The sequence below is a fragment of the Rhodococcus sp. Chr-9 genome (assembly GCF_000801125.1).
GTDB lineage: Bacteria > Actinomycetota > Actinomycetes > Mycobacteriales > Mycobacteriaceae > Rhodococcus > Rhodococcus pyridinivorans.
The window spans coordinates 68,406-91,498 of the sequence record NZ_JTIZ01000140.1 but is presented as its reverse complement, the minus strand read 5'-3'; the positions used below and the strand labels follow the sequence as shown (position 1 = coordinate 91,498).

Below are 23,093 nucleotides of genomic sequence, written 5' to 3'. Positions count from 1 at the left end.
CTCGCGCCCAACGGCGTCGACAGGCCGGACTACGAGCAGGGAGAGCGATATGACCGACATTCTCGACCGCACGAAGATCTACATCGACGGGCAGTGGGTGGACTCCGACGGCGCCGGCCGCATCGAGGTCGTGAACCCGACGACCGAAGAGGTCGTCGCCGCGGTCGCCGAGGGTGCCGCCTCCGATGTCGATCGGGCGGTCGCCGCAGCGAAGGCGGCCTTCCCGGCCTGGTCCGCGCTCAGTGGTGCGTCGCGCGCCGCCTACCTGGAGAAGGTCTCCTCGCTGGCGAACGAGCGTGCCGACGAACTCACGAGCGTCGTCTCCCAGGACATGGGGATGCCCGCTCACTTCGCGCGTGCCATCCAGGTCGGGATGCCGCTGAAGAATATTGCCGCCTATGCGTCGCTGGCCGGAACGTACGACTTCGACGACCAGGAGATCGGCAACGCCCTGGTCGTACGCGAACCCATCGGGGTCGTCGGGGCGATCACCCCGTGGAACTACCCGCTGCACCAGGTGGTGCTCAAGGTGTTCGCCGCGCTCGCCGCTGGGTGCACCGTGGTGCTCAAGCCCACCGAGGTCGCGCCGCTGGTGACCTACGCGCTCGTCGACATCGTCGACGAGGCCGGCCTGCCGCCGGGCGTGTTCAACCTCGTCAGCGGTTACGGACCGGTCGTCGGCGAGGCCATCGCCGCACACCCCGACGTCGACATGGTGTCGTTCACGGGCTCGACGCGTGCCGGCAAGCGCGTCTCGGTCGTCGCTGCGGAGACGGTGAAGAAGGTCGCGCTCGAACTCGGCGGCAAGTCGGCCAACATCATCCTCGACGATGCCGACCTCACCGCCGCCGTCACTGAGGGTGTCGGCAAGTGCTTCCTCAACTCCGGCCAGACCTGCACCGCCCTGACCCGCATGCTCGTCCCCGCCGACCGTCTGCAGGAGGCCACCGCCGTCGCCGAGCAGGTCGCGCGGGCCTACACCGTCGGGCTGCCCGACGATCCGTCGTCGAAGCTGGGCCCGCTCGTCAGCGGCACGCAGCAGGCCCGCGTGAAGGCGTACATCGACAAGGGCGTCGAGGAGGGGGCCGAACTGGTGCTCGACGGACGCGAAACCGAGTTAAGCACCGGCTACTTCGTCGGCCCGACCGTGTTCACGAACGTCGCGCCGGAGATGACGATCGCCCGCGAGGAGATCTTCGGGCCGGTGCTGTCGATCATCGGATACCAGGACGAGGACGATGCGGTGCGCATTGCCAACGACAGCGAGTACGGCCTGTCCGGTGGGGTCTGGTCGGCCGACCCAGCGCGAGCGGAGGCCGTGGCCCGCCGTATGCGCACCGGTCAGGTCTACATCAACGGCGGCGCCTTCAACACCGACGCACCTTTCGGTGGTTACAAGCAGTCGGGTATCGGACGCGAGGCCGGTGTCTTCGGGCTCGAGGAGTTCCTGGAGATCAAAACGATCTTGCGCTGACGGCGGTGCCGTCGAATCTTGCGCTGACGGCGGTGCCGTATCGTTTCGTCGGACCGGTCAGTAGTAGACCGCGCCGGGTACGCCGCCGCCCACGGCGATCGCATCGCCGGTGATGCCGATGCTGCGCGGGCTCGCGAGGAACGCGACGACGTCGGCGACCTCGCTCGCGTCGATGAGGCGGTTCACGGAGTTCTTCGCGATCTGCTGTTCCAGTTCGGCTATCGGCGTGCCCGTCTCGGCGGACTCCTCGGCCAGTCGCGCCGCCAGCCGTTCTGTGCGGGTGCGGCCGGGGTGGACCACGGTGACGTTGATGCCGTGCGGGCCGAGTTCGTCGGCGAGGTTCTTCGTCACGGCTGCAACGCTGACGTTCCGGACCGTCTGGGCGATGGAGTTCGCGCTGCGCGCGCCGAGCCCGCTGATGTTGATGATCCGGCCCCAGCCCTGCTCGATCAGGTAGGGGGCGACGGCGCGTGCGGTGCGCAGACAGCCGAGGACCTTGATCTCGACTTCGTTGCGCACGATGTCGTCGGTGGTCGCGGCGAAACTCGTCGGCTTGTCGGCGGTCCAGGGTGTGGCGGCGGAGTTGACGAGGATGGCGACGCGACCGAGTTCGGCGACGGCCCGCGCGACGAGTGCGTCGACCGAGGACTGGTCGTTGGTGTCGGTGGGCACGGGAACGATTCGTCGCCCGGTCTCCTCCGAGAGGGTCTTCGCCGCGATGTCGAGATCGGCCGCGGTACGGGCCGCGATCACCACGTCGGCACCTTCGGTGGCCAGTGCCCGCGCGATGGCGTAGCCGATGCCGCGGCTACCGCCGGTGACGATGGACCGCTTGGCAGCGAGTCCGAGATCCATGCTGCCTTGTCCGTTCTTCGGGGATGTCCCGACGGTATGCCGACAGGGGAGCGGGCGGCCACATTTGCGACCGGCGTGATGCGAAGCGGTGGACGGCTACGGCGACGGCCCCCGCACCATGTGGTGCGGGGGCCGTCGGTGGTAGGTCTCAGGCCTTGCGGGTGCGGCCGAGGCGCAGCAGCGTCATCGCGAGCGTGCTGCCGTCGGTGCCGAGTTCGGCGAAGCGTCCCATGACGGCCATTTCCTCGGCCTGTGCTTCGCGGCTCGCGTCGGTGCCCTTCGCGGATGCTCCGGCGCGCTGAACGAGCTCCGAACGCCGCTTGATCACCGCGAGCAGCTGAGCGTCGAGCTCCTTGATCTGCTCGAACAGCTCCCCGAGCTCTGCCTCGGCCGACGAAGCTTCGCCGACGGACGCAAGGCCAGGCGAATCAAGCTGGACAGTCATGCAGACTCCTCCGGTCTCGTCTGAATCGTCACAGATTGTGTCGTGCTTACACCTATAGGTGTTACCGACACGTAGGGAAAAATTCTCGCGAGATTCTCCCATGCGCGTCCTGTTCCTTCATAAACGGCCGTGACCTGGTTCAACACCCTGATGGCCGGGGGTATGTTAATTGTCACACCGACCGGTGCCAACTCGTGTGTCCGTCGGTGACGCCGCGCCCGAAGGGTCCGCATCGGGTCCGCCGCTCGAGGTAGCGTTCCGGCCGACCGGCAGGGCCGAGGACGTCGGGGCTCCTCGGTACACCTGGAGGGGAGACCGATGCGACGACCTGTTGTCCCGTGGGGTGGGCGCGGCACGGAGGCTGCGACTTCCGGTACCGAACCGACTTCCGGTACCGAACCGACTTTCGGTGCCGAACCGACATCCCACATCGAACCGCCGAGCGAATGGCAGCACGGCACGCGCAATCTGCACGTGTACGCAGCGGCCGGTGCGGCGGTGCTCGTGGCGATTTTCGCCGCGGCCCGCGGAGCGAGCGCGTGGGGCACCGATTCGGTGGGCGCCGACCGCTTCTATTCGATCCTGGCGGTGCTGATGCTGCTGACGGCGGCCTTCGGCGCCACCTTCTGGTGGCCTGCCGGATCTGGGGTCCGGCGACCGTCGTCGTGGCCTCCGAGCCGCACACCGCGGTTCCGGTACGTCGAGACGGCCGATCGCGGCAGTACCGAGATCGCGGGCCGTCGCCCCGTCTTCGGTCTGCTGCTCGCGATGGTGCTGTGCGGGACGTTCCTCTCGCTCGGCGCAGCCGTGGAGATCGTGGTCGGGAACGAGGGTCTACCTCTCGTGGCGCTGGTGCTGGCGCTCGTCGCCGGGGTGTGTCTGGCCTTCCTCGTGGAGGTGGCACTCGGGCGCATCCGGGCCGGTTCGCTGGTTCTCGGGCCGGACGGGATCAGGCTGCGCGGCTGGTTCGTGGAGTCCTATCTGCCGTGGGTGTCGGTGCGGGGTCTTCGTGCGGTCGACCGGGGGTTCCCGGAAATCTGGATCGAGGGGCACGGGTCGGCGGCGTGGGCGCGTCGGCGCACGAGTCGGGTGTTCCCCTTCGAGCGCCTGCCGTCCGAGCCCCGGATCGAGGTGGACTCACGGCATCTGGCCGTCGATCCGGTGCAGTTGTACCGTTTCCTCGAGTTCTACGTGGAGCACCCTCGCCACCGCCGTGAACTGGGCACACCGGCGGCTGCGGAACGTCTCGCGGAGGGTCCTCCGTTCACCGTCGACGACGAGTGAAAATAACGTAGTCCGTATTGCAGAATGGCGTTTCCGTTCCCGTTCCTGCAACTCGTGTTCGGACCTTCACAAGTGCGGCACTCGGTGCCGTAGCATCGAGTCAGACGCTTCGGGAGGACGCCTTCCCGAAGATCTGTGCGCTCGGCGGTGCCGGCGCGTGGACCCCAGGTGTTCGACCAGATTGGACGAGAAATGACCGCTCCGGAACGCATCGTCATCGTCGACGGCGCACGCACCCCCGTCGGCAGCTTCGGCGGCGCACTCAAGGACGTACCCGCGCACGAACTCGGCGCCACCGCGGTCCGCGAGGCGCTGCAGCGCGCGGGTGTCGCAGGTGAGGACATCGACGAGGTTGTCATGGGTTGCATCGGCCAGGTCGGTGCCGACGCCTACAACGCCCGTCGCGTCACCCTCGCCGCCGGACTTCCCGTCTCCACCCCGGCCCTCACCGTCAACCGCCTGTGCGGCTCGGGTCTGCAGGCCGTGTGGTCCGCAGCCCAGGAGATCCGTTGGGGTGCCGCGGAGATCACCGTCGCCGGTGGCGACGAGAGCATGTCGCGCATGCCGTTCTACGACTTCGGTGCCCGCAACGGTTACAAGCTCGGCAACCGCGAGCTCGTCGACGGCACCGTCGGCATGCTCACCGATCCGTTCAGCGGACTGCACATGGGCGTCACGGCCGAGAACGTCGCCCGCGAGTACGGCGTCAGCCGCGAGCAGCAGGACGAGTTCGCCCTCGAATCGCAGCGCCGCGCCGCCACCGACGCCGCGAAGGCCGCCTTCGCCGAGGAGATCACCCCGGTCGAGATCGGTGGCCGCAAGCCCGTCACCGTCACCGAGGACGAGCACCCCAAGCCCGACACCACCCTCGAGGTGCTCGGCAAGCTGCGCTCGGCGTTCATCAAGGACGGCACCGTCACCGCCGGTAATGCCTCCGGGATCAACGACGGCGCTGCCGCGCTCGTCCTGGCCCGCGAGTCGGTCGCCCGTGAACGCGGTCTCGGTGCCTCTGTCGTGCTCGAGTCGGTCGTCACCTCGGCGATGGAGCCCGAGCTGATGGGCTACGCCCCGACCCTCGCCCTGGTGAAGCTGTTCGAGCAGAACGGCCTGACCCCGGCCGACATCGACACCGTCGAGCTCAACGAGGCCTTCGCCTCGCAGGCCGTGGCGGTGGCGCGCGACGCCAAGCTCGACCCGGAGAAGACCAACCCCTACGGCGGTGCCATCGCCCTGGGCCACCCGGTCGGCGCGACCGGCGCGATCCTGACGCTGCGCGTCGCCAAGGACCTGATCCGTCGCGATCTCGAACTCGGCGTCGTCACCATGTGCATCGGTGGCGGACAGGCACTCGCCGCGCTGCTGCGCCGCGTATCCTGATCCGGGCAGGTTTCGAAGGACCGACAGTGGTGGGAGCGATACGTATCGCTCCCACCACTGTCATGTCTGCAGCTCGGTGAGCGGTCGGAGTTGCCGGACGCGCCCGTCCCAGTGCACGCGGGTCGTCACGGCCGCGCCGTCGGCGAGTCGCCGGACCTCGTAGACGTCGAGCTCGGGCACCTCCGGCACACAACCCCACAGTGCGTGCCCGGTCATGACGAAGTCGATATCCTGCCGTACGAGCAGACCCATGAGTTCACCGATCGTCGGGTCGTCGATCTTGGCGAACGCGTCGTCGAGCAGCACGAGCCGCAGTGCGGTGCCGGTGTCGGGTAGGCCCGAGAGATAGCCGTCCGCCGCCGCGAACAGCGCCACGTACGACACGAATCGGGTCTCACCCTGGGATATCTTGGCGCGCGCGGAGATCCGCCTCTCCCGGTCCGGTTCGGGGCCGAGGATGGTCACCTCGACCTCGTGCCAGCGCCGGTAGTCCAGTGCCTGCGACAGGTGCTGCGCGTAGCCGGCGGACGGATCGGCGGTGTGGGCGGATTCCACCCGGCGCCGCAGCATCCCGACCAGTTCGGACGCATCCTCGGGTGATCGCTCGGTGGCGGTGAGCAGCTGCGTCAGCCGCGCCGCGTCGGCGTCCTCGCCACCGGGGCGCCACTCGATCCTCACTCCGATCCCGTGCGTCGTGCGGCTGTCGGCGAGACTGTCGTTCATCGCGGCGATCACCTGTCGTGCCCGCTCGATCCGCCGGCGCAGTTCGTCGGCCACACCGCCGAGCACGAATCCCGTGAACACGTCGTGTTCGCGTTGCGACAGTGCCCGTCGGCCGTCCTCGACCTGCCGGGTCAGGGTGGCTGAGAGACCCGCGGGCGTGGTGTCGTCACCCGCCCCGGCGATCCGGACGCGATGGGCGCCGTGCGTCACCGTGTGCTCGATGTCGAACCGGGCCGTGAGGTCGCGGTCGAACTGTTGCAGCGCGACGAGCATCGCGTTCTCGTCGACTCCCGTGCGTGGCGGCAACGTGGCCAGCAGGGTGCGGGCCACGGAGAGCACGTGATCCGGATCCTCGAGGTGGACGGGAGGCAGAACCGTCCGGGCAGAGGCGGAGTCCGACTCCGGATCCTCCTCGAGTGCGCCGCGTAGTTCGGGCAGCTGCAGGTGAGCGGCGAGCAGTTCGGCGGCCGCGGCGAGTTCGCGACGGTCGCGGTCGAGTCGTTCGCGTGCGGCAGCACATCGCTGCAGCACCTCGGCGACGGCACGGCCGAGATGGTCGCGATGGGCGACCGTGCGCCGGAACTGTTCGTCGGCGCGTGCCCGTTCGGCCTCCGAGTCACGCAGTTCCTGCGCCAGGTCGGCGGCGTCGACGTCGACAGCGGCGGTCTGGGCAGCGACCACCGCGGCCTTCGCGTGCCATTCGTAGCGGCACGATTCGGCGATCTCCTCCGAGTCGATCCGCTCGGCGGTGGCCTGCACGCACCGTTCGGCGGCATCCGTGAACCGGACGTGGGCAGCAAGGACGTCACCGAGATCGCGTGCCAGCTCGGTGCACAGTGTCTCTGCGGAGGCGCATCCGGCGACCAGCGCCTCGAGTTCCGGAACATCGCCGGGCACGCCGAAGTACTCGCACGCCGTGCGGTGTGCGTCGAGCTCGGCGGTCCAGCGAGCACGCAGCGTCGTCGCCCGCTCGCGCAGTTCCACCGCGGTGTTCGCCGCGGACCGCACGTGCGCGTACGCGTGCCGACGTCGTTCGAGCGCGGCGCGCAGAGCGTGTGAGGTCGGCGCGGTCGACAGGTGCGCGTCGATCTTCGCCCGCCGGTGCGCCGCGTCGGGATAGTCGACGCGCAGCTGTTCCACCGCCAGGTCGATCCGGATGAGTTCGGCGCGGATCTCGTCGAGACGCACCCGACGTGCCGCGGTTGCGGCCTCCCGGGCAGGACTGCCGATGCTGCGCGGGGCCTCGGCGGTGTGGCGCCCGCGCAGAACTCCGTTGTGCCAGCGGCCGTCCCGTGAGACCGAGGCCACCGCGGTGGCGTCCTCGAATCCGATCGTGTTGAGGACCGCCTCGATCGCCGGGCGCGGTACGTCGGCCTCGGGGTCGGGACGCAGGACCGTCGACAGGGGCTGCGCCGGTGGTTCACCGCGCGGCGAGACGAGGACCTGGCCGCCGAGCGCACGCAAGCGGCCCTCGCCGTCGACCGTGGCGGTGAGGAAACCCGCGGAGAGCAACGCCGCCTCGATTCCGGCGCGATCGTCGTCCCCGAGGGTGTCGACGAACTCGACCGCCCGCCACAGCGGGACACCGTCGGTGCGCACGTGCCAGGGTGCCTGTTCCGGTCCCTCGCCGATCGCGTCGAGTGCCGCCTGTTCCCGGACGAGGTCCTCGCGCGCGGTCCGCGCCTCACGTTCGCGGCGCTCGCGATCGGCCGGGGCGCCGACGAGGTCGCTCAGAGCGGACCGAGCGGCAGCCGCGGGCAGCGAATCCAGCTCGGCGAGTGCCGAATCGACGTCGACGTCCTCGGAGTCCGTGTCGCCGGCGTCGGTGGGGGACGAGTCGATCAGTGCGTCGAGTCGCGTGGACAGTCGGCGCATCAGGATGACCCGATCCCGATCGAGTTCCGGCAGCAGAGCCGTCGTGCGGTCGGCGGTGATCCACTCGCGCCACCGGTGCTGCAGACCGGCGGCGGCCGCACCGACACCGGCATCCGTCTCGGCGGCCTCGACGGCACGCTGCTCGGCGTCGCGGGCCGCGCGGTCGGCCGCCGCCTCGGCTTCCCGGACCGCATGCGCGGCGGCGTCGAGTCGACGCGCCTCGAGCAGTCGCCGACCCGCCTGGTCCCGCCGGCGACGGGTCGCCTCGGCGGCACGCAGGATCGCGCCCCGGACCTCGTCGACGTGCCCGGCGTCGAGGGAGACCGTCGCGACCACCGGCCGCACCACCGGCTCGGTGGTGTCGTCGATGCCGGTGCGCACGGGCTCGAGCACAGCGGGTGGACGGTCGGCGGAGAAGTGCAGCGTGGTCGGCGCGGTGTCGTGCGGAAGACCCACCGACAGCAGGTCGCGACCTACCGTCGCAAGCCGTCTCGCGGCACGCGTGACCGAGAAGGTCAGTTCGTCGAGGAGGCGGGCCGCGTGGTCGGTGTGGCGCCGTTCCTGCATGCGGCTGCGATCGGCGGCGGCGGTTGCGTGCTCGGCGGCGCGGCGGAGCGCATCGACGGCGAGCTGGCGCTGCGCGAGATCGTCCGCGGACCGGAACATCTCGTGGGTCTCCAGTCCGCGGATCGCGCGGTCGAGTTCGGCGACCTGGTCGCGGCGCTCCTTCAGGCGGGTGTCCACGGCGGCGGCCTGCGCGTCGAGGTCGGCCGCCTCGGCTTCCGCGACGGTGAGTGCGCGTCGCGTCTCGACGACCCGCTGCGCGAGGTCGCGCGCGGTCTCGGCGCCGGCGCGCAGCAGATCCGCAGCGTACTGCCGGTACACCTCGTGGAACCGCAGCACGTGTGCGTGCGCCGCTTCGAGACGGACCTGTTCCTGGCGGGTGTCACCGAGCAGGTCGAGGCGACCTCCCGCTTCGGCGAGCATGTTCTCCGTCAGCGGTGGCAGCGCATCCGACAGGATCTGAGGGAGGCGTCCCTCGTCGATGCGGTGGCCGACATCGGGTGAGCGCAGGGTGTGCAGCAGTTGCAACAAGCCGTCGTAGCGTTCGCGTCCCGTCTGCGCGTGCAGGCCGAACACCGACTTCCGCACGGTCTCGCGATGCCGCTCCGGATCACGGGTGAGGTTGTCGGCACCGACGAGTTCGGCGAGTCGCTCCCGCGAGAGCGGGATGCGGGCGTCATCGATGAGGTGCAACTCGGTGCCGACACGCAAAGGTGTCGTGAAGAAGTGCACGTCGCTGCGACGGGCGTCGGCGCGGTGCCGGACCTGCGCCCCGACGGTGAGATGTCCGCTGGGGCGCGCCAGTTCGAGCCAGAGATAGCCGACACGGTCGGTGGTGTCCGAGGCCCCGGTACGCATGAGTTCGTCGAGATCGACCTTCGCGGCGCCCGTCGCGTCCATGCGCCTGCGGTCGGCGTCGAGCAGGAAGGGCAGCAACATCTCGAGGGCGCGGGACTTCCCCGATCCGTTGGTGCCGCGCAGGATCATCCGCCCACCGGACAGGACGAACTCGACGTCCAGGTAGTGCCACACGTTCACGATGCCGGCGCGGTGGAGACGCCAGCGATCCGGGAAACGGGGTGGAGAGTTCTCGTCGAGGGCGGACGGGTCGGACGAGTGGGTCATCGACACTTGCTTTCGGCGGGGACGGGGCGGTAGCGGGCGGCGGGTGCGGTCAGTTCGAGTCCGTTCTCGTGCGGGCGCGCCAGCCCGAGCCGGAAGAGCAGGGCGACGACGTCCCGGCGCAGGAGCGCGAAATCGCGGACATAGATGCTCTTCCAGGTGCGGGAACGCGCGGCGGCGAGATCGGCGAGAACCGAGTCGAGGGTGTGCGCGTCGACGTGCAATGTGGTCGCCGCGGAGTCGCCGAACCGTTCGGTGAGTTCGGCCAGGAGCAGCAGGCTGGCGTGCTTCAGGGTGCCCGACCCCGGGAACGCCTCGTCGGTGAGCACGCCGGCCGGGTCGTACGCGAGCGCGCCCTCGGCACGCACCTCGAGCACGAGGCCGAAGTCGTTCTCCAGCATCCGGGCGAGCTCGTGCCGGTCGCGGGCGAGGATCGTCGCCGACTCGTCGTCCAGTTCGTCGCGCGCGACGAACGGGTCCTCGACGAGCCTGCGGTACAGGCGGAGAGCGGCGGGTTCGTGCTCGTGACGTGTGAGTGCCGCTGCGGGACCGGGCATCCCATGGAGGGGAGTGTCGAGCAGCTGGGAGAGCAGGTCGCGGTGGACGTCGAGATGCGGCTCGTCGCCCCTCACCTCGTCGCCGCTCACCTCGTCCCCGTGACCGGACTCGGCGATCACGCCCCATTCCTCGAGGACGCGCAGGGCCGCAGCGAGGTTCCGCTCCTCGGACACCGGGTCGCCGAACACGATCCCGTTCTCGCGCGCATCGGCGCGCACCTGCTCGAGCAGGTCGTCGACGGACACCCTCTCGCCGGTCCCGGGTTCGAGCAGTGCCGCGCACACCAGCGCGAGACACGCGTAGGTGATCGCGCCGAACTCGGTGCCGTCGGCGTGGCGGAGCGCCCGGTGCGGTGAGGTGGGCCCGAGCGGTGCCTTGATCAGACGGGCGAAGGTCGGTTCGACGACGAGCCGGTATCCGAGGCGGTCGGCGAACATCGACTTCAGGGCCGGGGCGTGGCGCCGAACGAGGTCGAAGGTCTCCCGTTCGCTCGCGGCGGTGACGATCGGCTGTTGCAGCAGCGCCCGCGCCGCGTCCCGCCGACCGGAGACGTCCCCGGACACCGTGCTCGCGTGCGAGGTGCTCATGGCGCCGCCGCACTGTGATCGACCGATGCCGTGACCGACGTGCGCAACGAGAAACCGTGCACGGTGAGATCGCCGTCGGGGGAGTGCACCACGGTGTCGGCGCCGGGCTCCGCCGTCAGCGACAACCCGAGATCGGGATCGTCCACCTGCACCGGACCGTCGGTGGTGAGGTGGCCCGCGAGCGCGGCGGCGAGGACGTCGAGCAGGACGTCGCGCGCCTCCGCCGACAGGTCCGCTCCGTGCAGATCGCCCGCCGCACTCAGTTCGGCGACGGCGTCGGAGCGGCGGCGCGACTCTCGCCGGGCGAGTTCGTCGGCCCGGACCCGGCCGGGCATCGAATCGGGGAGTCGGCCGACGGCCCCGAGGGACGTGTGGTCGCCGCGTTCGCGCAACGACACGGGCACGACGACGGGATCGGCCCGCCACCACGACGTGCCTGCACCCACTCGCGGGTCGGTCTCGTCGGGGCCGAGCAGCAGGTGCCGGCTCGGGAAGGCACCGAAGGTCGCGGCGAACAACCGGTGGCCCTGCTCGTCGGAGGACTCGGTGAACCACCGGGCCAGGCGCAGGAGATCTGCGCGGTGCGAGAAGCCCGGTGTGCTCGCCATGATCCGCCGAGTGCGCACGAGCAGCCGGTTCAGCGCCTCCGCCGCTGCCTCGCGCATGCGGCGCGGGCCGGCGTCCTCGGCGTACCACTGCGCCAGTTCGTCCCAGTCGGTGCGACGGCGACCGGGGGACCCGGGCACGGTGTTCGGCAGGCCGGACTCGCGCAACGCGGCGAGCAGGGAGTCCAGACGCGGCCTGATCCGGTCGAGCCTGCCGGCGACGAGAGGGGCGAGGCGCTCGACGTCCGAACCGATGACGTCGACGTAGTCGAGGAGCAGGTTCTTGGTCTCCGCGTAATCGTCGACCGCCCCGGCGCGTTCGCGATCGGATGAGTGTTCGGGACGGCCGGAGTGCTCGAGACGGCTCAGGATCTCGGCGAGGTGCGAATAGAAATCGGCGACGCTGTCGGTGAACATCCGGTGGTGCGCGAACAGGGCGGTGACGTGGGCGGCCAGCTCGTCCCGATCGGGCACGTTCCCGTCGTCCACCAGCAGCTCCTCGATGCGGGCGAGCCCGTCCGCGACACAACGGAGCGACACGCGTGCCACGCCGCGCACGTCGTCGGAGGTGGAGAGAAGCCTGCCGGTCTCGCGGTGCACCCGCAGCCCGGCCGGTGTCGGCCGGTATCGGGCACGGACCTCGGTCGAGGCGGTCTCGGGAGCGCTCCGCCGGTGGGAGCCGCCACCGTCGGTTCCGCCGCTGGTGAGTGCGAGATTGCCCCACCGGACCAGGCTGCGACACCGGGCATCGACGACCGCGATGTCGAGCGCCACCCCGCGCCGCGCACACGAGACCGCGATATCGTCGGCGGACAGATCGGCGAGCAGGAGGTCGGTGAAGCAGTCCATCACCGCGAGGTACTCGTCCGCTTCGTCGGCGACGAGATGACGGAACAGGTCGCGACCGATGTGTTCGCCCATCCGACCCCTTCTCCCGAGTGCTGACGCCGTACGGACAGACAGGCTAGCCCGGTGAACGCCGAGCGGGGCGGACGAGTTCACCGGGTGCGCGCACGGGCTGTGGAGAGGCAGGCCGGAAATCGGCAGGACACCGCGCGGATTCGTGCCGTGCCTCACTCGCGTTTATAGTTGCCCTGTGCAACACAATCGGCAGGCCCGGCGGCCGTCTACGGACGGCGTTGCCCGCGTATACGAGGAGTTCGTGCTTCTCGTGCGCTTCCTGACGTCCGGAGCACGAACGCAGGACAGCGGACTCTCGCTGGTCCAGCATTCGCTTCTCGGCTTCATCTCCCGAAATCCGGGCTGCCGCGCCACCGACATATCCGAGGTCTTCGGTGTCCACCGCTCGACCGTGTCGCGCCAACTGCGTCACGCCGTCGATGCGGGCTGGGTCGAGGCGGGGACGGGTCCGGCACGTGCCGGACATCCGCTCCGGCTCACCGACCACGGAGCGACAGTTCTCGAAGGTGCGGTCGTGCGTCGTCTCGACGACGTCCGCGCCGGACTCGAGGGCTGGGACGAGAACGAACTCGAACGCTTCGTGGATCTCCTGCGCCGCTTCCGCGCAGGAATCGATTCCGACGACCGGACTCCCGACCAGAACGATGGAGATTGCAGTGCGTGAGTACTCGACCCCGGCCCCGTTCACCATCGGTGACGACGAATCGGTCGTCCACACGGTGTTCACCCATGCGGAGAAGACTCCGCACCGCGTGATGTACTCCCGGCCGCAGGGTGACGACTGGGTCGCGGTCACTGCGCAGCAGTTCGCCGACCAAGTGAAGGCCGTCGCAAAGGGCCTGATCGCCAACGGTGTGCAGCCCGGCGATCGTGTCGCGCTGCTCTCGGCCACCCGCTACGAGTGGTCGCTGTTCGACTACGCGATCTGGACGGCCGGCGCGGTGTCGGTACCGATCTACGACTCCTCGTCCACCGAGCAGATTCGCTGGATCCTCCAGGACTCCGGGGCCGTCCTCGCCGTCGTCGAAACCGCGCGGCACGAGAAGCTCTTCGTCGACATGCCCGACACCCTCCGTCGCATCCTGCAGATCGAGGACGGCGCGGTGAACACGCTTGCGGCCGACGGTGCCGAGGTCGACGACGCCGAGATCACCACGCGTCTGGCCGGAATCCGTTCCGGCGGCCTGGCTTCCCTCGTCTACACCTCGGGAACCACCGGGCGACCCAAGGGCTGCATGCTCACCCACCGCAACTTCCTCGCCGAGGTCCGGTCCATCCTCAACTCGGACATCGGTATCGTCGCCAAGCCCGGCAACCGCGGCCTGACCTTCCTGCCCCTCGCGCACGTGCTGGCGCGCGCGGTGTCGCTCGCGCTCTTCGAAGCAGGCACGGCGCAGGCTCACTGGGCGGACTTCTCGACCGTCTCCGCGCAGTTTGCCCGGTACTCGCCGAACATCATCCTCGGTGTGCCGCGCGTCTTCGAGAAGGTGCGTGACGCGGCAGCGGGCAAGGCGGTGGCCGGCGGACCGGTCAAAGCGGCGATCTTCGATTTCGCCGAGCGCACCGCCATCGCCTACAGCGAATCGCTCGACCACGGCGGCCCCACCTTCACGTTGAAGGCCAAGCGCGCCCTCGCCGACAAGCTGGTCTACTCCAAGCTGCGCGAGGCCATGGGCAACGAGTGCTGGTACGCGATCTCCGGCGGCGGTGCCCTGAGTGCCCGTCTCGGTCACTTCTTCCGCGGCGTCGGCGTGCCGATCTACGAGGGCTACGGCCTCACCGAGACCACGGCCGCACACAGCGTGAACACGCCCGGCGCGCAGAAGATCGGCACCGTCGGGCGTCCCATGGGCGGGAACTCGGCGCGCATCGCGGATGACGGCGAGATCGAGCTGCGCGGCATGGTCGTCTTCGACGGCTACTGGCGCAACGACGAGGCCACTGCCGGTGCCTTCCACGACGGCTGGTTCCGCACCGGCGACCTCGGCTCGCTCGACGAGGACGGCTACCTGTCCATCACCGGGCGCAAGAAGGACCTCATCATCACCGCCGGCGGCAAGAACGTCTCACCCGGGCCGCTCGAGGACCGCATGCGGTCGCACACCCTCGTCTCCCAGGCCGTCGTCGTCGGCGACGGACGCAGCTTCGTCACCGCTCTGGTGACGGTCGATCCGGACGTCTTCGAGAACTGGAAGAACGAGAACGGCAAGCCCACCGGTGCGACGATCGCCGACCTGCGCCACGACGCCACGCTGCGGGACGCGATGCAGACCATCGTGGACGACGCCAACACCCTCGTCTCGCACAGCGAGGCGATCAAGAAGTTCGCCATTCTCGACCGCGATCTCACCGAGGAGTCCGGCGAGCTCACGCCGACGCTGAAGATCAAGCGCAACGTCGTCACCGAGCATTTCGCCCACGAGATCGACGCCCTGTACGCGAAGTGATGCCCTAGGGGNGCGGCCGCCGATCCGGCATCCGGATCGGCGGCCGCAGTGTTCGTGTGGCGTCACTCCACCGGTGAGGTGTCTCCGGAGACCGCCCGGGCCAGTCGCGCGAATCCGTCGTGGTCGACGAGATCCTCGACGAGCACGACCTTGCCGCGGGCATCGGCGAGCGGAACCCGCCAGTTCGGATACTCGTCGACGGTGCCCGGCTGGTTCTGGCTGCGACGCTCGCCGGTCACATCTGCCAGCGAAACGCCCAGCAGCGCAGACGGACTCGCCGCGATCAGCCGGTGCAGCGCCTCGACCTGGCGATCGACGTCGGTCTCGCCTTCGTCGAGCAGACCCCGTTCGACCGCGAGCGCCAGAACCGAGTCGCGTTCGGCCGTCGCATCGGTGAGTTCGGCGTCGAGGTCGCCCTCGAGCAGGCCGAGCTCCGACCGCAGCCGGATGTGTTCGCCCGCAAGGTATCCCGCGGTGGGCGCGAGGTCGTGTGTGGTCACCGAGGTCAGGCACAGGGTGCGGTAGGTTTCCGGCCCGCGTGGGGAGTCCTCGTCGCGTTCGAACCACAGGATCGACGTCCCGGCGATCCCGCGCTCCGCAAGATACTCCTGCACCCACTCCTCGAAGACCCCGAGGTCCTCACCAACGACCACGGCGCCGGCGCGATACGCCTCGAGCGCCAGGATGCCGACGAGTGCCTCGTGGTCGCTGCGGACGTACGCGCCGTCGGCGGGCGACATCCCCTCCGGTACCCACCAGGTGCGGAACAGTCCCAGGATGTGATCGGCCCGGACACCACCCGCGTGCCGCAACGCCGAGCGCACCACATCGCGGAAGGGGATGTATCCCAGCTCCGCGAGACGATCCGGCCGCCACGGCGGCTGATTCCAGTTCTGGCCGTTGCGGTTGAAGTCGTCGGCGGGGGCGCCCACCGTGACGCCCGACGCCAGCGCGTCGCCCAGCGTCCAGGCGTCGGCGCCGTGCGGACCGACACCCACTGCGAGGTCGTGCAGGATTCCGATATCGGAACCTGCTGCAAGCGAAGCAGTCTGAGCGTTCGCGAGCTGCTCGTCGCACAACCACTGCAGCCGGCGGTGGAAGTCGATCCGCGAGGCCAGTCGCTCGCGCAACCGGGTGACCTTCGGGTCGTCGGGGCTCGGAGCGCGTGACGCCCACCGGTCGGCGCGGTCGCCGAACTTCTCGTACAGCGCGCACCACAGCGCGAAGTCGTCGAGCGCCTGCCCGCCCTCGGCGCAGAACGCCTCGTACCGTGCGCGGCGGGCCGGGCCGAGCGGCACCCGGTACGCGCGCTCGAGGACGTCGAGTTTCGCGCGGAAAGTCGCGTCCCGGTCGAGACGCCGCGCCTTCCGGTTCGCCTTCGCCGCGCGCTGCGCGTGCTCGTCGAGTTCCTTGCGGTGTTTCGCGGGGAGGTAGGCCACCTCAGGGATATCCTCGATCCGCAGGTACAGCGGGTCGACGAAACGCCGCGACGACGGCAGATAGGGCGACGGTTCGTGCGGGGGCACGGGCTCGGCCGCGTGCACGGGGTTGATCAGGACGAAGTCGCCGCCGTGACCGGCCGTGATCGCCGCCAGATCGGCCAGGTCGGCGAAATCACCGATGCCCCACGACCTGCGGCTGCGCACCGAATAGATTTGGGCCGCAAGGCCCCAGCGCTTCTTCTCGAGCAGCCGGTCGGCGGTGGACAACCGGCGCGGGGTCACGACCAGGCCCGCGGTGGTCTCGATGTCGTTGCTGCGGGCGTGCACGACATGCCAGCCGAGGGGCAGCCGCGGAACGGCGAAGGTCGCGCGGCCCACGAGCCGGCCGTCGACCGTACGCGGGTCCACCCACACGTCGAGTTGCTCGACATCGACCTCCGCCCCGTCCTCGGCGACGACCCACACCGACACCGGGTCGCCGTGCGGCACATGTACCGGGAACGTCCGGTCGTCGCCCTCGACGACCACGAGCGCGGGCGGGAGCATACAGCGCCACGGGCGGTCGTCGAAGTCGGCGAGCGATGCCACGACCTCGTCGTCCGTCCCGGCCGGGACGTCGAGCGCGGCGAGTACGCGCCGCAATGTCTCGTCGGAGACATCGTGGTCGTGTCCCCCCCATCCCGTGTAGGTGGTGGTGATGCCGTGCTTTCCGGCCAGTTCGCGCAGCTTCGCCGAGGACGTCACGGTCCTGAATCATGCCAGCAAAACGACTCGGGGGCAGCGTGCGGAACATAGGGTCGACAGGGTGACCGCTCTCGACATCGCGCACGGCGACATCACCACCATCGCGGTGGATGCGATCGTCAACGCCGCGAACTCCTCCCTGCTCGGTGGCGGGGGAGTGGACGGTGCGATCCACCGGGCCGGAGGCCCGGAGATCCTCGCGGCCTGCCGCGCACTCCGCGCGACCTCGCTACCCGACGGACTCGAACCGGGCCGTGCAGTGGCGACAACCGCTGGGCGTCTCCCGGCGCGATGGGTGATCCACACCGTGGGCCCGGTGTGGTCGGCGCACGAGGACCGATCCGGGATCCTGCGTTCGGCGTACCACAACAGTCTGCTCGTCGCGCACGATCTCGGTGCCCGTACGGTGTCGTTCCCGCTCGTCTCGGCCGGCGTCTACGGCTGGCCGCTCGACGACGCCGCCCTGCAGGCCGTCACCACCATCCGGGAGACACAGACGGGCGTGGAGACCGTCGTACTCGTCGGCCTCGACAACGCCGCTGTCGACGCGCTCCGTCGCGCCGTGTCCCGGGCGGGATCGGCTCAGGAGTAATCGCCGAAGCCGTCGAAGAGGGTCGGTTCGTCGGGGTTGTCGAACAGTGCGGGCTGCTCGGGCGCCGACTCACGGCCGGCGCTCGGCTTCGACGCGCGTGAGCCGGCCGAATCGGTGCCCTCGCCCTGTTCGAGGAACTGCAGGGCCTCCGCGAGCGAGCGGCTCGTCGCCTCCCATTCGAGTGCCCGCGCCCGTGCCTCGCGAGCACCGTCGGTGTTGAGCGCCGCCTCGCGGGTCTGCGACTCGCCGTCCCACCACACCTGCAGTTCGGTGCTGATGGTGAGGAACCGCCGCAACTGCTCGGGATTGCGATCGCCGATCGCCGCGACGGTGCTCGCGGCGACATCGGTCGCGCCGTCGAGATGGAAGTCGCGCACCGCGAGCAGGGCCACCGGCAGATCGTCCTCGGCGTCGGGTAACTGCGAGACGTCGCCCCAGGGCGGATCGGCCGCACCACCCGTCGCCCCGTCGAATCCCTGATCGCGCAGCAGCGAGCCACCGATATGGGTGGCGAACGAACTGTCGACGGTGTCGAGGAACCGAGTGATGGTCTCGAGCGATCCGAGCAGGTGCGCCGGAGCGAACGGCGCGGCCGGAACGTGGTCGACGATCGCGAGGCGGTCGTCGACCAGCACGAACTTCAGGTGCGGCCACCGGCGGTTGAGGTCGACGCAGATCTCGGCGGCCCGCGTGCGTCCGGTGATGGAATGGACGATCGGTGCGAACAGGTCGACGGTGCCGCCTCCGGGGCCGACACCGACGAACACCAGGACCCCGGCGATCCGCAGGACGAGATCGCCGTCCTCGTCCCAGGCGGGCAGATCGTCGATCCGCTCGTGCAGGGTGGATTCGATCAGTTCGCGCACGTGGTCGTCGCCGCTGGGGACGACCGCGAGCGGCACCTCCGGGGCCTGCGTGCGACCGGCCTGCGGCGTCTCGGGCACGAGGAACGAGGTGAGCTCGGCGACCGAGCGCTCCGTCCCGAATGTCTCGGCCCGCAGGAAGAGGGGATGGGGAACGCCCCACACCGAGCGCAGGGCACGCACGGCGATGACGGCGAGCTGATCGGCCCAGCTGCCCGGACGATCGATCCAGAACGCCGGGGATCCGTCGTCCTCCGGATCGTCCGGTCCGCGGGAGGGCGCCTTCAGCCCGAGTTCGAGGAGCATCTGCTCGTCGACCGGCGTGAGGTGCCGGTCGGGGGCGAGGTGGGCGTTGGACGGGACCTCGCAGCGGACGAGCCGGTCTCCCCACGCGTAGAACTGCACGCACGGCCCCGCCGGGCCGCCGGCCTCGTCGGTGAAGGGTTCGAGGACCAGGCCGTCGCCGTCGCTCATGGCCGCGACATGGTCGGCCAGGCGCGTGCGGAACTCGCGCCAGGCCGCATCGACGTCCTGGTCGAACCGGGTCTGCGCGTCGGCCATGATCGGACCCCCTTCTCTGTGCGGTCGAGCCGAGAGAAAGACTAGTCGCCGGTACCGACAGGCCTTCCTCCGCTCGGTCGCACGAGCGACAGCTCGCCGGAGCGCACGGTGCGCGGTCGCCGGCGGCCCGCGCGAGCGCACGGTTCTCGGCCGCCGACGGCCCGCCGGAGTGTTCCGATCCCGGCGAGCGAAACCGTGTCGATCCGTCCGGAGATGGTCGACCATCGACGCATGATCGACGCCATCATCCGTCTCGTCCGGACGCTGCCGGCCCGCATCCCCGCAGTACAGTCGGCAGATCCGTTCGTGGAGATCGTCGCCATATCGGCCGGGGTGGCCGAATGCACCGCAGATGCGGTGGCGGACTACGCGATCCGCGTGTCGATATGACCGTCAGCGACGGGACGGAGATCGACACCGACGTCCTCGTGCTCGGCGGGGGACCGGCCGGTACCTGGGCGGCGCTCGCGGCCGCCCGGGCCGGGAGTCGCGTGGTCCTCGCCGACAAGGGCTACTGCGGGACGAGCGGCCCGACCGCGTCCGGCGGCAACAACCTCTGGTACCTGCCGCCCGGACCCGAGCGCGCCGCGGCCGTCGACCGCCGCCACATCGAAGGGGGACTGCTCTCCGATCCCGCCTGGATGCACCGGGTGCTCGACGAGACCTATCGACGCGTCGACGACCTCGCCGTCCACGGCCGTTATCCCTTCGGCGTGGACCCGGAGACCGGACGTCGCCGGGGCAGCAGCTTGCAGGGACCCGAGTACATGCGGCGGATGCGCCGCCTCGTCCACCGCGCCGGCGTGCGCATCCTGGATCAGTCGCCCGCCCTGCAGCTGCTCGTCGACACCGACGGTGCGGTGGCCGGCGCGACCGGTGTCCACCGCCGGCAGGGGTACGAGCCGTGGACGGCGCGTGCCGGTGCGGTCGTCCTCGCCACGGGAGGCTGTGCCTTCCTCTCCGGCAGCTTCGGTACCGACGTCGACACCGGCGACGGTCACCTCATGGCCGCCGAGGCCGGTGCCGAGTTCTCCGGGATGGAGTTCTCCTCGGCCTACGCGCTCGCGCCTTCCTGGAGTGGGCACACGAAGGGACTGTTCATGCAGTTCGCGACGTTCTACGACGACGCCCGTGTGCGGCTCGGCGACGACCGCGCGACCGCCATGCGGTACCTGCTCGACGGTATCCCGGTCCACGCCCGTCTCGACCGGGCACATCCCGACCACCGCGAAGCGATGCGTCGTTCCCAGCCCAACTACTTCCTGCCTCTGGACAAGGCCGGGATCGACCCGTTCACCGAGATGTACCCGGTGCGGGCGGTCCTCGAGGGAACGGTGCGCGGTACCGGTGGCCTACGGATCATCGGGACGGACTGCAGCACGACGGTCCCTGGTCTGTTCGCCGCCGGCGACGTCGCCACGCGCGAGCTGATCACCGGGGGCCGCAGCGGTGGAGGCAGTCACAACGGGGCCTGGGCGATGTCGTCGGGTTCGTGGTCCGGGGCGGCCGCCGCAGAGTTCGCCCGGAACCGCGGTGTCCCGGACGTGGCGAGACCGATCGGCGGGGTCGGCCTCGAGGGTGACCCGGACCGCGCCGCGACCCGCGCGATCATCGGCCTGGTGCAGGAGCACACGCTCCCGCTCCGACGTAGTTTCCGGCGGACGGCCCGCAGTCTCGAGGACAGCATCGCCGCACTCGACGACGCGTGGACCGCGGCGCCCGTCGTGCTCGGCGGACGAGGGCGGGAGCTGGTACGAGCCCGGTCCGGTGCCGCGCTCCTCGCCGTCGCCCGGTGGGTGAGCCGCACCGCCCTCGCGCGTACGGAGACGAGGGGCATGCACGTGCGCACCGACCACCCGGACACCGACCCCGACCTGCAGTACCGCCTCGTGACGAGCGGTCTGGACCGCGTGGACGTCCGTGCCGAAGGACACCTCGTGCGACGAGGAGCGAACCGATGATCGAGGTGATCGTCGCGGAGCGGTGCATCTCGTGCGACATCTGCATCGCGGTGTGCCCGACCGACGTCTTCGAGCGTGCGCCCGACGGGCTTCCCGTTGTCGCGCACCAGGAGGACTTCCAGACCTGCTTCATGTGCGAGGTCAACTGCCCCGCCGACGCTCTCTACGTCGCACCCTATTCGGCTGCGGTGAGCGAGGATTCGCCACACCGGGACGTCGATGCGCTCACGGAGTCCGGTGCGCTCGGGCGCTACCGCGCCGTCGTCGGATGGGGTCGGGGACGACGAGCCGGTGCCCGTGAGGACCGCAACGACCTGTTCACGGGCCGGGCCTGAGGGCAGCGGCACCCGGGGAGCGGGTTCACCGCAGTTCACGCACGAAGCGGCCGATCTCGGCGATCGCGCGGCCGCTCTCCGGGACGACCCCCGCCGCGGCCTGGAAGGCGTGCACCTGTTTCTCCCACACCTGGAGTTCGGCGGAGACCCCGGCGAGTTGCAGTCGCCGGGCCATCAACTCGGCGTCGACGTAGGTCATCTCCTCGGATCCGGTCTGGATGAGTGCGGGAGGCATCTCCGACAGATCGAGATCGACGGGGGAGGCGACCGGTTCGGCGCCTTCGCCGCCGAGGCGTTCGGCGCGTTCGACGAGGGTGGGCAGCACAGCGACGGCGCGTCGCGGGAAGACGGCACACCGGTGCGAGTTGGGATGGTCGAGTTTGCCCCGCGGGTCGAGATCGGTGAGGGGCGACAGCGCGACGGTGCCGGCCGGGCGGCCGATGCCGAGTCGTACGGCTTCGTGGGCGACGGCGAAGGTGAGGAAGCCGCCGGCGGAATCCCCGGCGATCACGACACGCTCGGCCGGGTGGCCGTGCGCCACGAGCCAGCGCAATCCGTCGAGGCCGTCCTCGACCGCGCGCCGGATCGGATGGCGGGGCAGCATGCGGTAACCGACGGCCAGGACCGGCGCGCCGGTGGTGGCGGAGATGCGGGAGACCAGATGGCGGTGCGTGGTGAGGCCGCAGCACAGGAACGCGCCGCCGTGCAGGTACAGGACGGCGGTGCCGTCCATACCGACCTGCGCGGCGGTGCCGTCCATATCGACCTGCGCGGCCGGGGGTGCGGCACCCGGCGCCCAGAGCAGTTCCGCCGGGCACATCGGTAGGTCGACTCGCCGGCGGTGTGTGCCGGGCACGGGCACGAGAGGGAACGCGAGGTGGTCTATCGCCGACGCCGGCCAGGGGAGGGTCGGGGCGTACGACCATGCCTCGATGAACGGCCGCACGGTACGGCGCACCGAGAAGGACAAGGCACGGGACCGAGTGCTCACCCCCGCGAACTCGCGCGTGGTCGCGTGGTGCGCGGGCAGAGGGAGCAACTCGGTGCGGGCGACGCTCATGACCGGCACCTCCTCGGTCTGCCCGGAGTCGTGGTCGGACCCGGTCGGGGTGGCTGCACGAACTTCGGATTTACGAGGATACGCCCGTTCATCCAGGTCGCGAGGGTTTGCTGAGCAATCGTTGTGGTCCTGGTCTCAGAGTGACGATTCCGGGCGGAGGCGGGTTCTCGGCGATGTACCTTCTGTCAGGTACCGGCAGTGCAAAAAGTTTTCCGGACCTTCTACACATCCCGTACTTTTCGGGCCACACTGACTGTATGTTTCGACTGCGGCGCGCGGCCCGGCGTCGCTCCTGGGGGACGAACGAAGGCGAGATGTTGCGTAAATTCGACGTTGCAAGCATGAATGCCGACGAGATCACCGCGGCGGACCTGCCCCGGATGGTGGCGGACGCCGCGGCATGCGAGCCCGACCGGATCGCCGTGGCGCACGGCATGGACACCACCACCTACGCCCGCTTGCACGATGAGGTCGTCAAGCTCGATGCGGCCATGGGGATCCTGCTGGGACAGGCCTCGCTCGTGCCCATCGCGCTCGCCACCGTCTTCCCGGCGCTGGCCGACTCGGCGCGCGGCGACCTGCGCAACGTGCTCGACGCACTCGTGATCGACCTCGTCGACTGCGTGGCCCCCGCGCCTCTTTCCGCGGCCGGCTGACGAACCGCCCGGTATCCACCATCATTGAATCGGTAGGTCGAC

General features: G+C 70.0%; 18 protein-coding genes. 10 read left to right on the top strand and 8 right to left on the bottom strand.

Annotation, left to right across the window (positions count from 1 at the left end):
* Positions 1-49 precede the first annotated feature (49 nt).
* On the top strand, positions 50-1,474 hold the full coding sequence (locus QR64_RS24925; protein WP_039587773.1) for an aldehyde dehydrogenase family protein: 1,425 nt from the start codon (positions 50-52) through the stop codon (positions 1,472-1,474).
* Between the two features lie 57 nt (positions 1,475-1,531).
* Here QR64_RS24925 and QR64_RS24920 read toward each other — a convergent pair whose 3' ends face one another.
* Together QR64_RS24920 and QR64_RS24915 are read right to left on the bottom strand one after the other, a co-directional pair.
* On the bottom strand, positions 1,532-2,329 hold the full coding sequence (locus QR64_RS24920) for an SDR family NAD(P)-dependent oxidoreductase (protein ID WP_039587771.1): 798 nt from the start codon (positions 2,327-2,329) through the stop codon (positions 1,532-1,534).
* 148 nt (positions 2,330-2,477) lie between these two features.
* Complete coding sequence (locus QR64_RS24915; protein ID WP_019288919.1) at positions 2,478-2,774, bottom strand: chorismate mutase; 297 nt, start codon at positions 2,772-2,774, stop codon at positions 2,478-2,480.
* Positions 2,775-3,092: 318 nt separating this feature from the next.
* On the opposite strand from QR64_RS24915, the gene QR64_RS24910 reads away from it, so the two are divergent.
* Together QR64_RS24910 and QR64_RS24905 are read left to right on the top strand one after the other, a co-directional pair.
* Complete coding sequence (locus tag QR64_RS24910; RefSeq protein WP_039587770.1) at positions 3,093-4,058, top strand: hypothetical protein; 966 nt, start codon at positions 3,093-3,095, stop codon at positions 4,056-4,058.
* A gap of 192 nt (positions 4,059-4,250) precedes the next feature.
* Positions 4,251-5,435 carry a thiolase family protein gene (locus tag QR64_RS24905; protein WP_006552890.1) on the top strand — a complete coding sequence of 395 codons (1,185 nt, stop codon included), beginning with the start codon at positions 4,251-4,253 and terminating at the stop codon, positions 5,433-5,435.
* A gap of 60 nt (positions 5,436-5,495) precedes the next feature.
* Here QR64_RS24905 and QR64_RS24900 read toward each other — a convergent pair whose 3' ends face one another.
* Genes QR64_RS24900 through QR64_RS24890 form a run of 3 tightly spaced genes read right to left on the bottom strand, consistent with a single transcriptional unit; the run spans position 5,496 to position 12,390 of the window.
* Positions 5,496-9,722: a TIGR02680 family protein gene (locus tag QR64_RS24900; RefSeq protein WP_152641015.1), complete on the bottom strand. Its 4,227-nt coding sequence runs from the start codon at positions 9,720-9,722 to the stop codon at positions 5,496-5,498.
* A complete protein-coding gene (locus tag QR64_RS24895; protein WP_039587769.1) occupies positions 9,719-10,864 on the bottom strand; it encodes a TIGR02678 family protein in 1,146 nt (381 codons plus the stop codon). Before QR64_RS24895 ends, QR64_RS24900 begins: the two co-directional genes overlap by 4 nt.
* A complete protein-coding gene (locus tag QR64_RS24890) occupies positions 10,861-12,390 on the bottom strand; it encodes a DUF2397 domain-containing protein (RefSeq protein WP_039587768.1) in 1,530 nt (509 codons plus the stop codon). Before QR64_RS24890 ends, QR64_RS24895 begins: the two co-directional genes overlap by 4 nt.
* 175 nt (positions 12,391-12,565) lie before the next feature.
* Between QR64_RS24890 and QR64_RS24885 the strand changes: the two genes are divergently transcribed.
* Both QR64_RS24885 and QR64_RS24880 read left to right on the top strand, forming a co-directional pair.
* Entirely contained in the window at positions 12,566-13,054 is a 489-nt protein-coding gene (locus QR64_RS24885; RefSeq protein WP_024103658.1) for a MarR family winged helix-turn-helix transcriptional regulator, read from the top strand.
* A complete protein-coding gene (locus tag QR64_RS24880) occupies positions 13,047-14,837 on the top strand; it encodes an AMP-dependent synthetase/ligase (RefSeq protein WP_039587767.1) in 1,791 nt (596 codons plus the stop codon). The genes QR64_RS24885 and QR64_RS24880 overlap by 8 nt, the downstream gene beginning before the upstream one ends.
* 62 nt (positions 14,838-14,899) lie before the next feature.
* Here the strand turns inward: QR64_RS24880 and malQ are convergent, their stop codons facing one another.
* Positions 14,900-17,023, bottom strand: coding sequence for a 4-alpha-glucanotransferase (malQ, locus tag QR64_RS24875; protein ID WP_039587766.1), 2,124 nt, complete (start codon positions 17,021-17,023; stop codon positions 14,900-14,902).
* Between the two features lie 61 nt (positions 17,024-17,084).
* On the opposite strand from malQ, the gene QR64_RS24870 reads away from it, so the two are divergent.
* Complete coding sequence (locus QR64_RS24870) at positions 17,085-17,615, top strand: O-acetyl-ADP-ribose deacetylase (protein ID WP_033098005.1); 531 nt, start codon at positions 17,085-17,087, stop codon at positions 17,613-17,615.
* Here QR64_RS24870 and QR64_RS24865 read toward each other — a convergent pair.
* Complete coding sequence (locus QR64_RS24865; protein ID WP_006552899.1) at positions 17,606-19,039, bottom strand: T3SS (YopN, CesT) and YbjN peptide-binding chaperone 1; 1,434 nt, start codon at positions 19,037-19,039, stop codon at positions 17,606-17,608. The genes QR64_RS24870 and QR64_RS24865 overlap by 10 nt on opposite strands.
* Positions 19,040-19,270: 231 nt before the next feature.
* On the opposite strand from QR64_RS24865, the gene QR64_RS24860 reads away from it, so the two are divergent.
* Genes QR64_RS24860 through QR64_RS24850 form a run of 3 tightly spaced genes read left to right on the top strand, consistent with a single transcriptional unit; the run spans position 19,271 to position 21,335 of the window.
* Positions 19,271-19,429, top strand: a complete 159-nt coding sequence (locus QR64_RS24860) for a hypothetical protein (protein ID WP_019288929.1) — start codon at positions 19,271-19,273, stop codon at positions 19,427-19,429.
* A complete protein-coding gene (locus QR64_RS24855; protein WP_039587765.1) occupies positions 19,426-21,000 on the top strand; it encodes an FAD-binding protein in 1,575 nt (524 codons plus the stop codon). Before QR64_RS24860 ends, QR64_RS24855 begins: the two co-directional genes overlap by 4 nt.
* Positions 20,997-21,335, top strand: a complete 339-nt coding sequence (locus QR64_RS24850) for a ferredoxin family protein (RefSeq protein WP_039587764.1) — start codon at positions 20,997-20,999, stop codon at positions 21,333-21,335. The genes QR64_RS24855 and QR64_RS24850 overlap by 4 nt, the downstream gene beginning before the upstream one ends.
* Before the next feature lie 25 nt (positions 21,336-21,360).
* Here the strand turns inward: QR64_RS24850 and QR64_RS24845 are convergent, their stop codons facing one another.
* Entirely contained in the window at positions 21,361-22,395 is a 1,035-nt protein-coding gene (locus tag QR64_RS24845; protein ID WP_039587791.1) for an alpha/beta hydrolase, read from the bottom strand.
* A 257-nt stretch (positions 22,396-22,652) separates the two neighbouring features.
* Between QR64_RS24845 and QR64_RS24840 the strand changes: the two genes are divergently transcribed.
* Complete coding sequence (locus tag QR64_RS24840; protein ID WP_235367329.1) at positions 22,653-23,051, top strand: non-ribosomal peptide synthetase; 399 nt, start codon at positions 22,653-22,655, stop codon at positions 23,049-23,051.
* Positions 23,052-23,093: the final 42 nt, after the last annotated feature.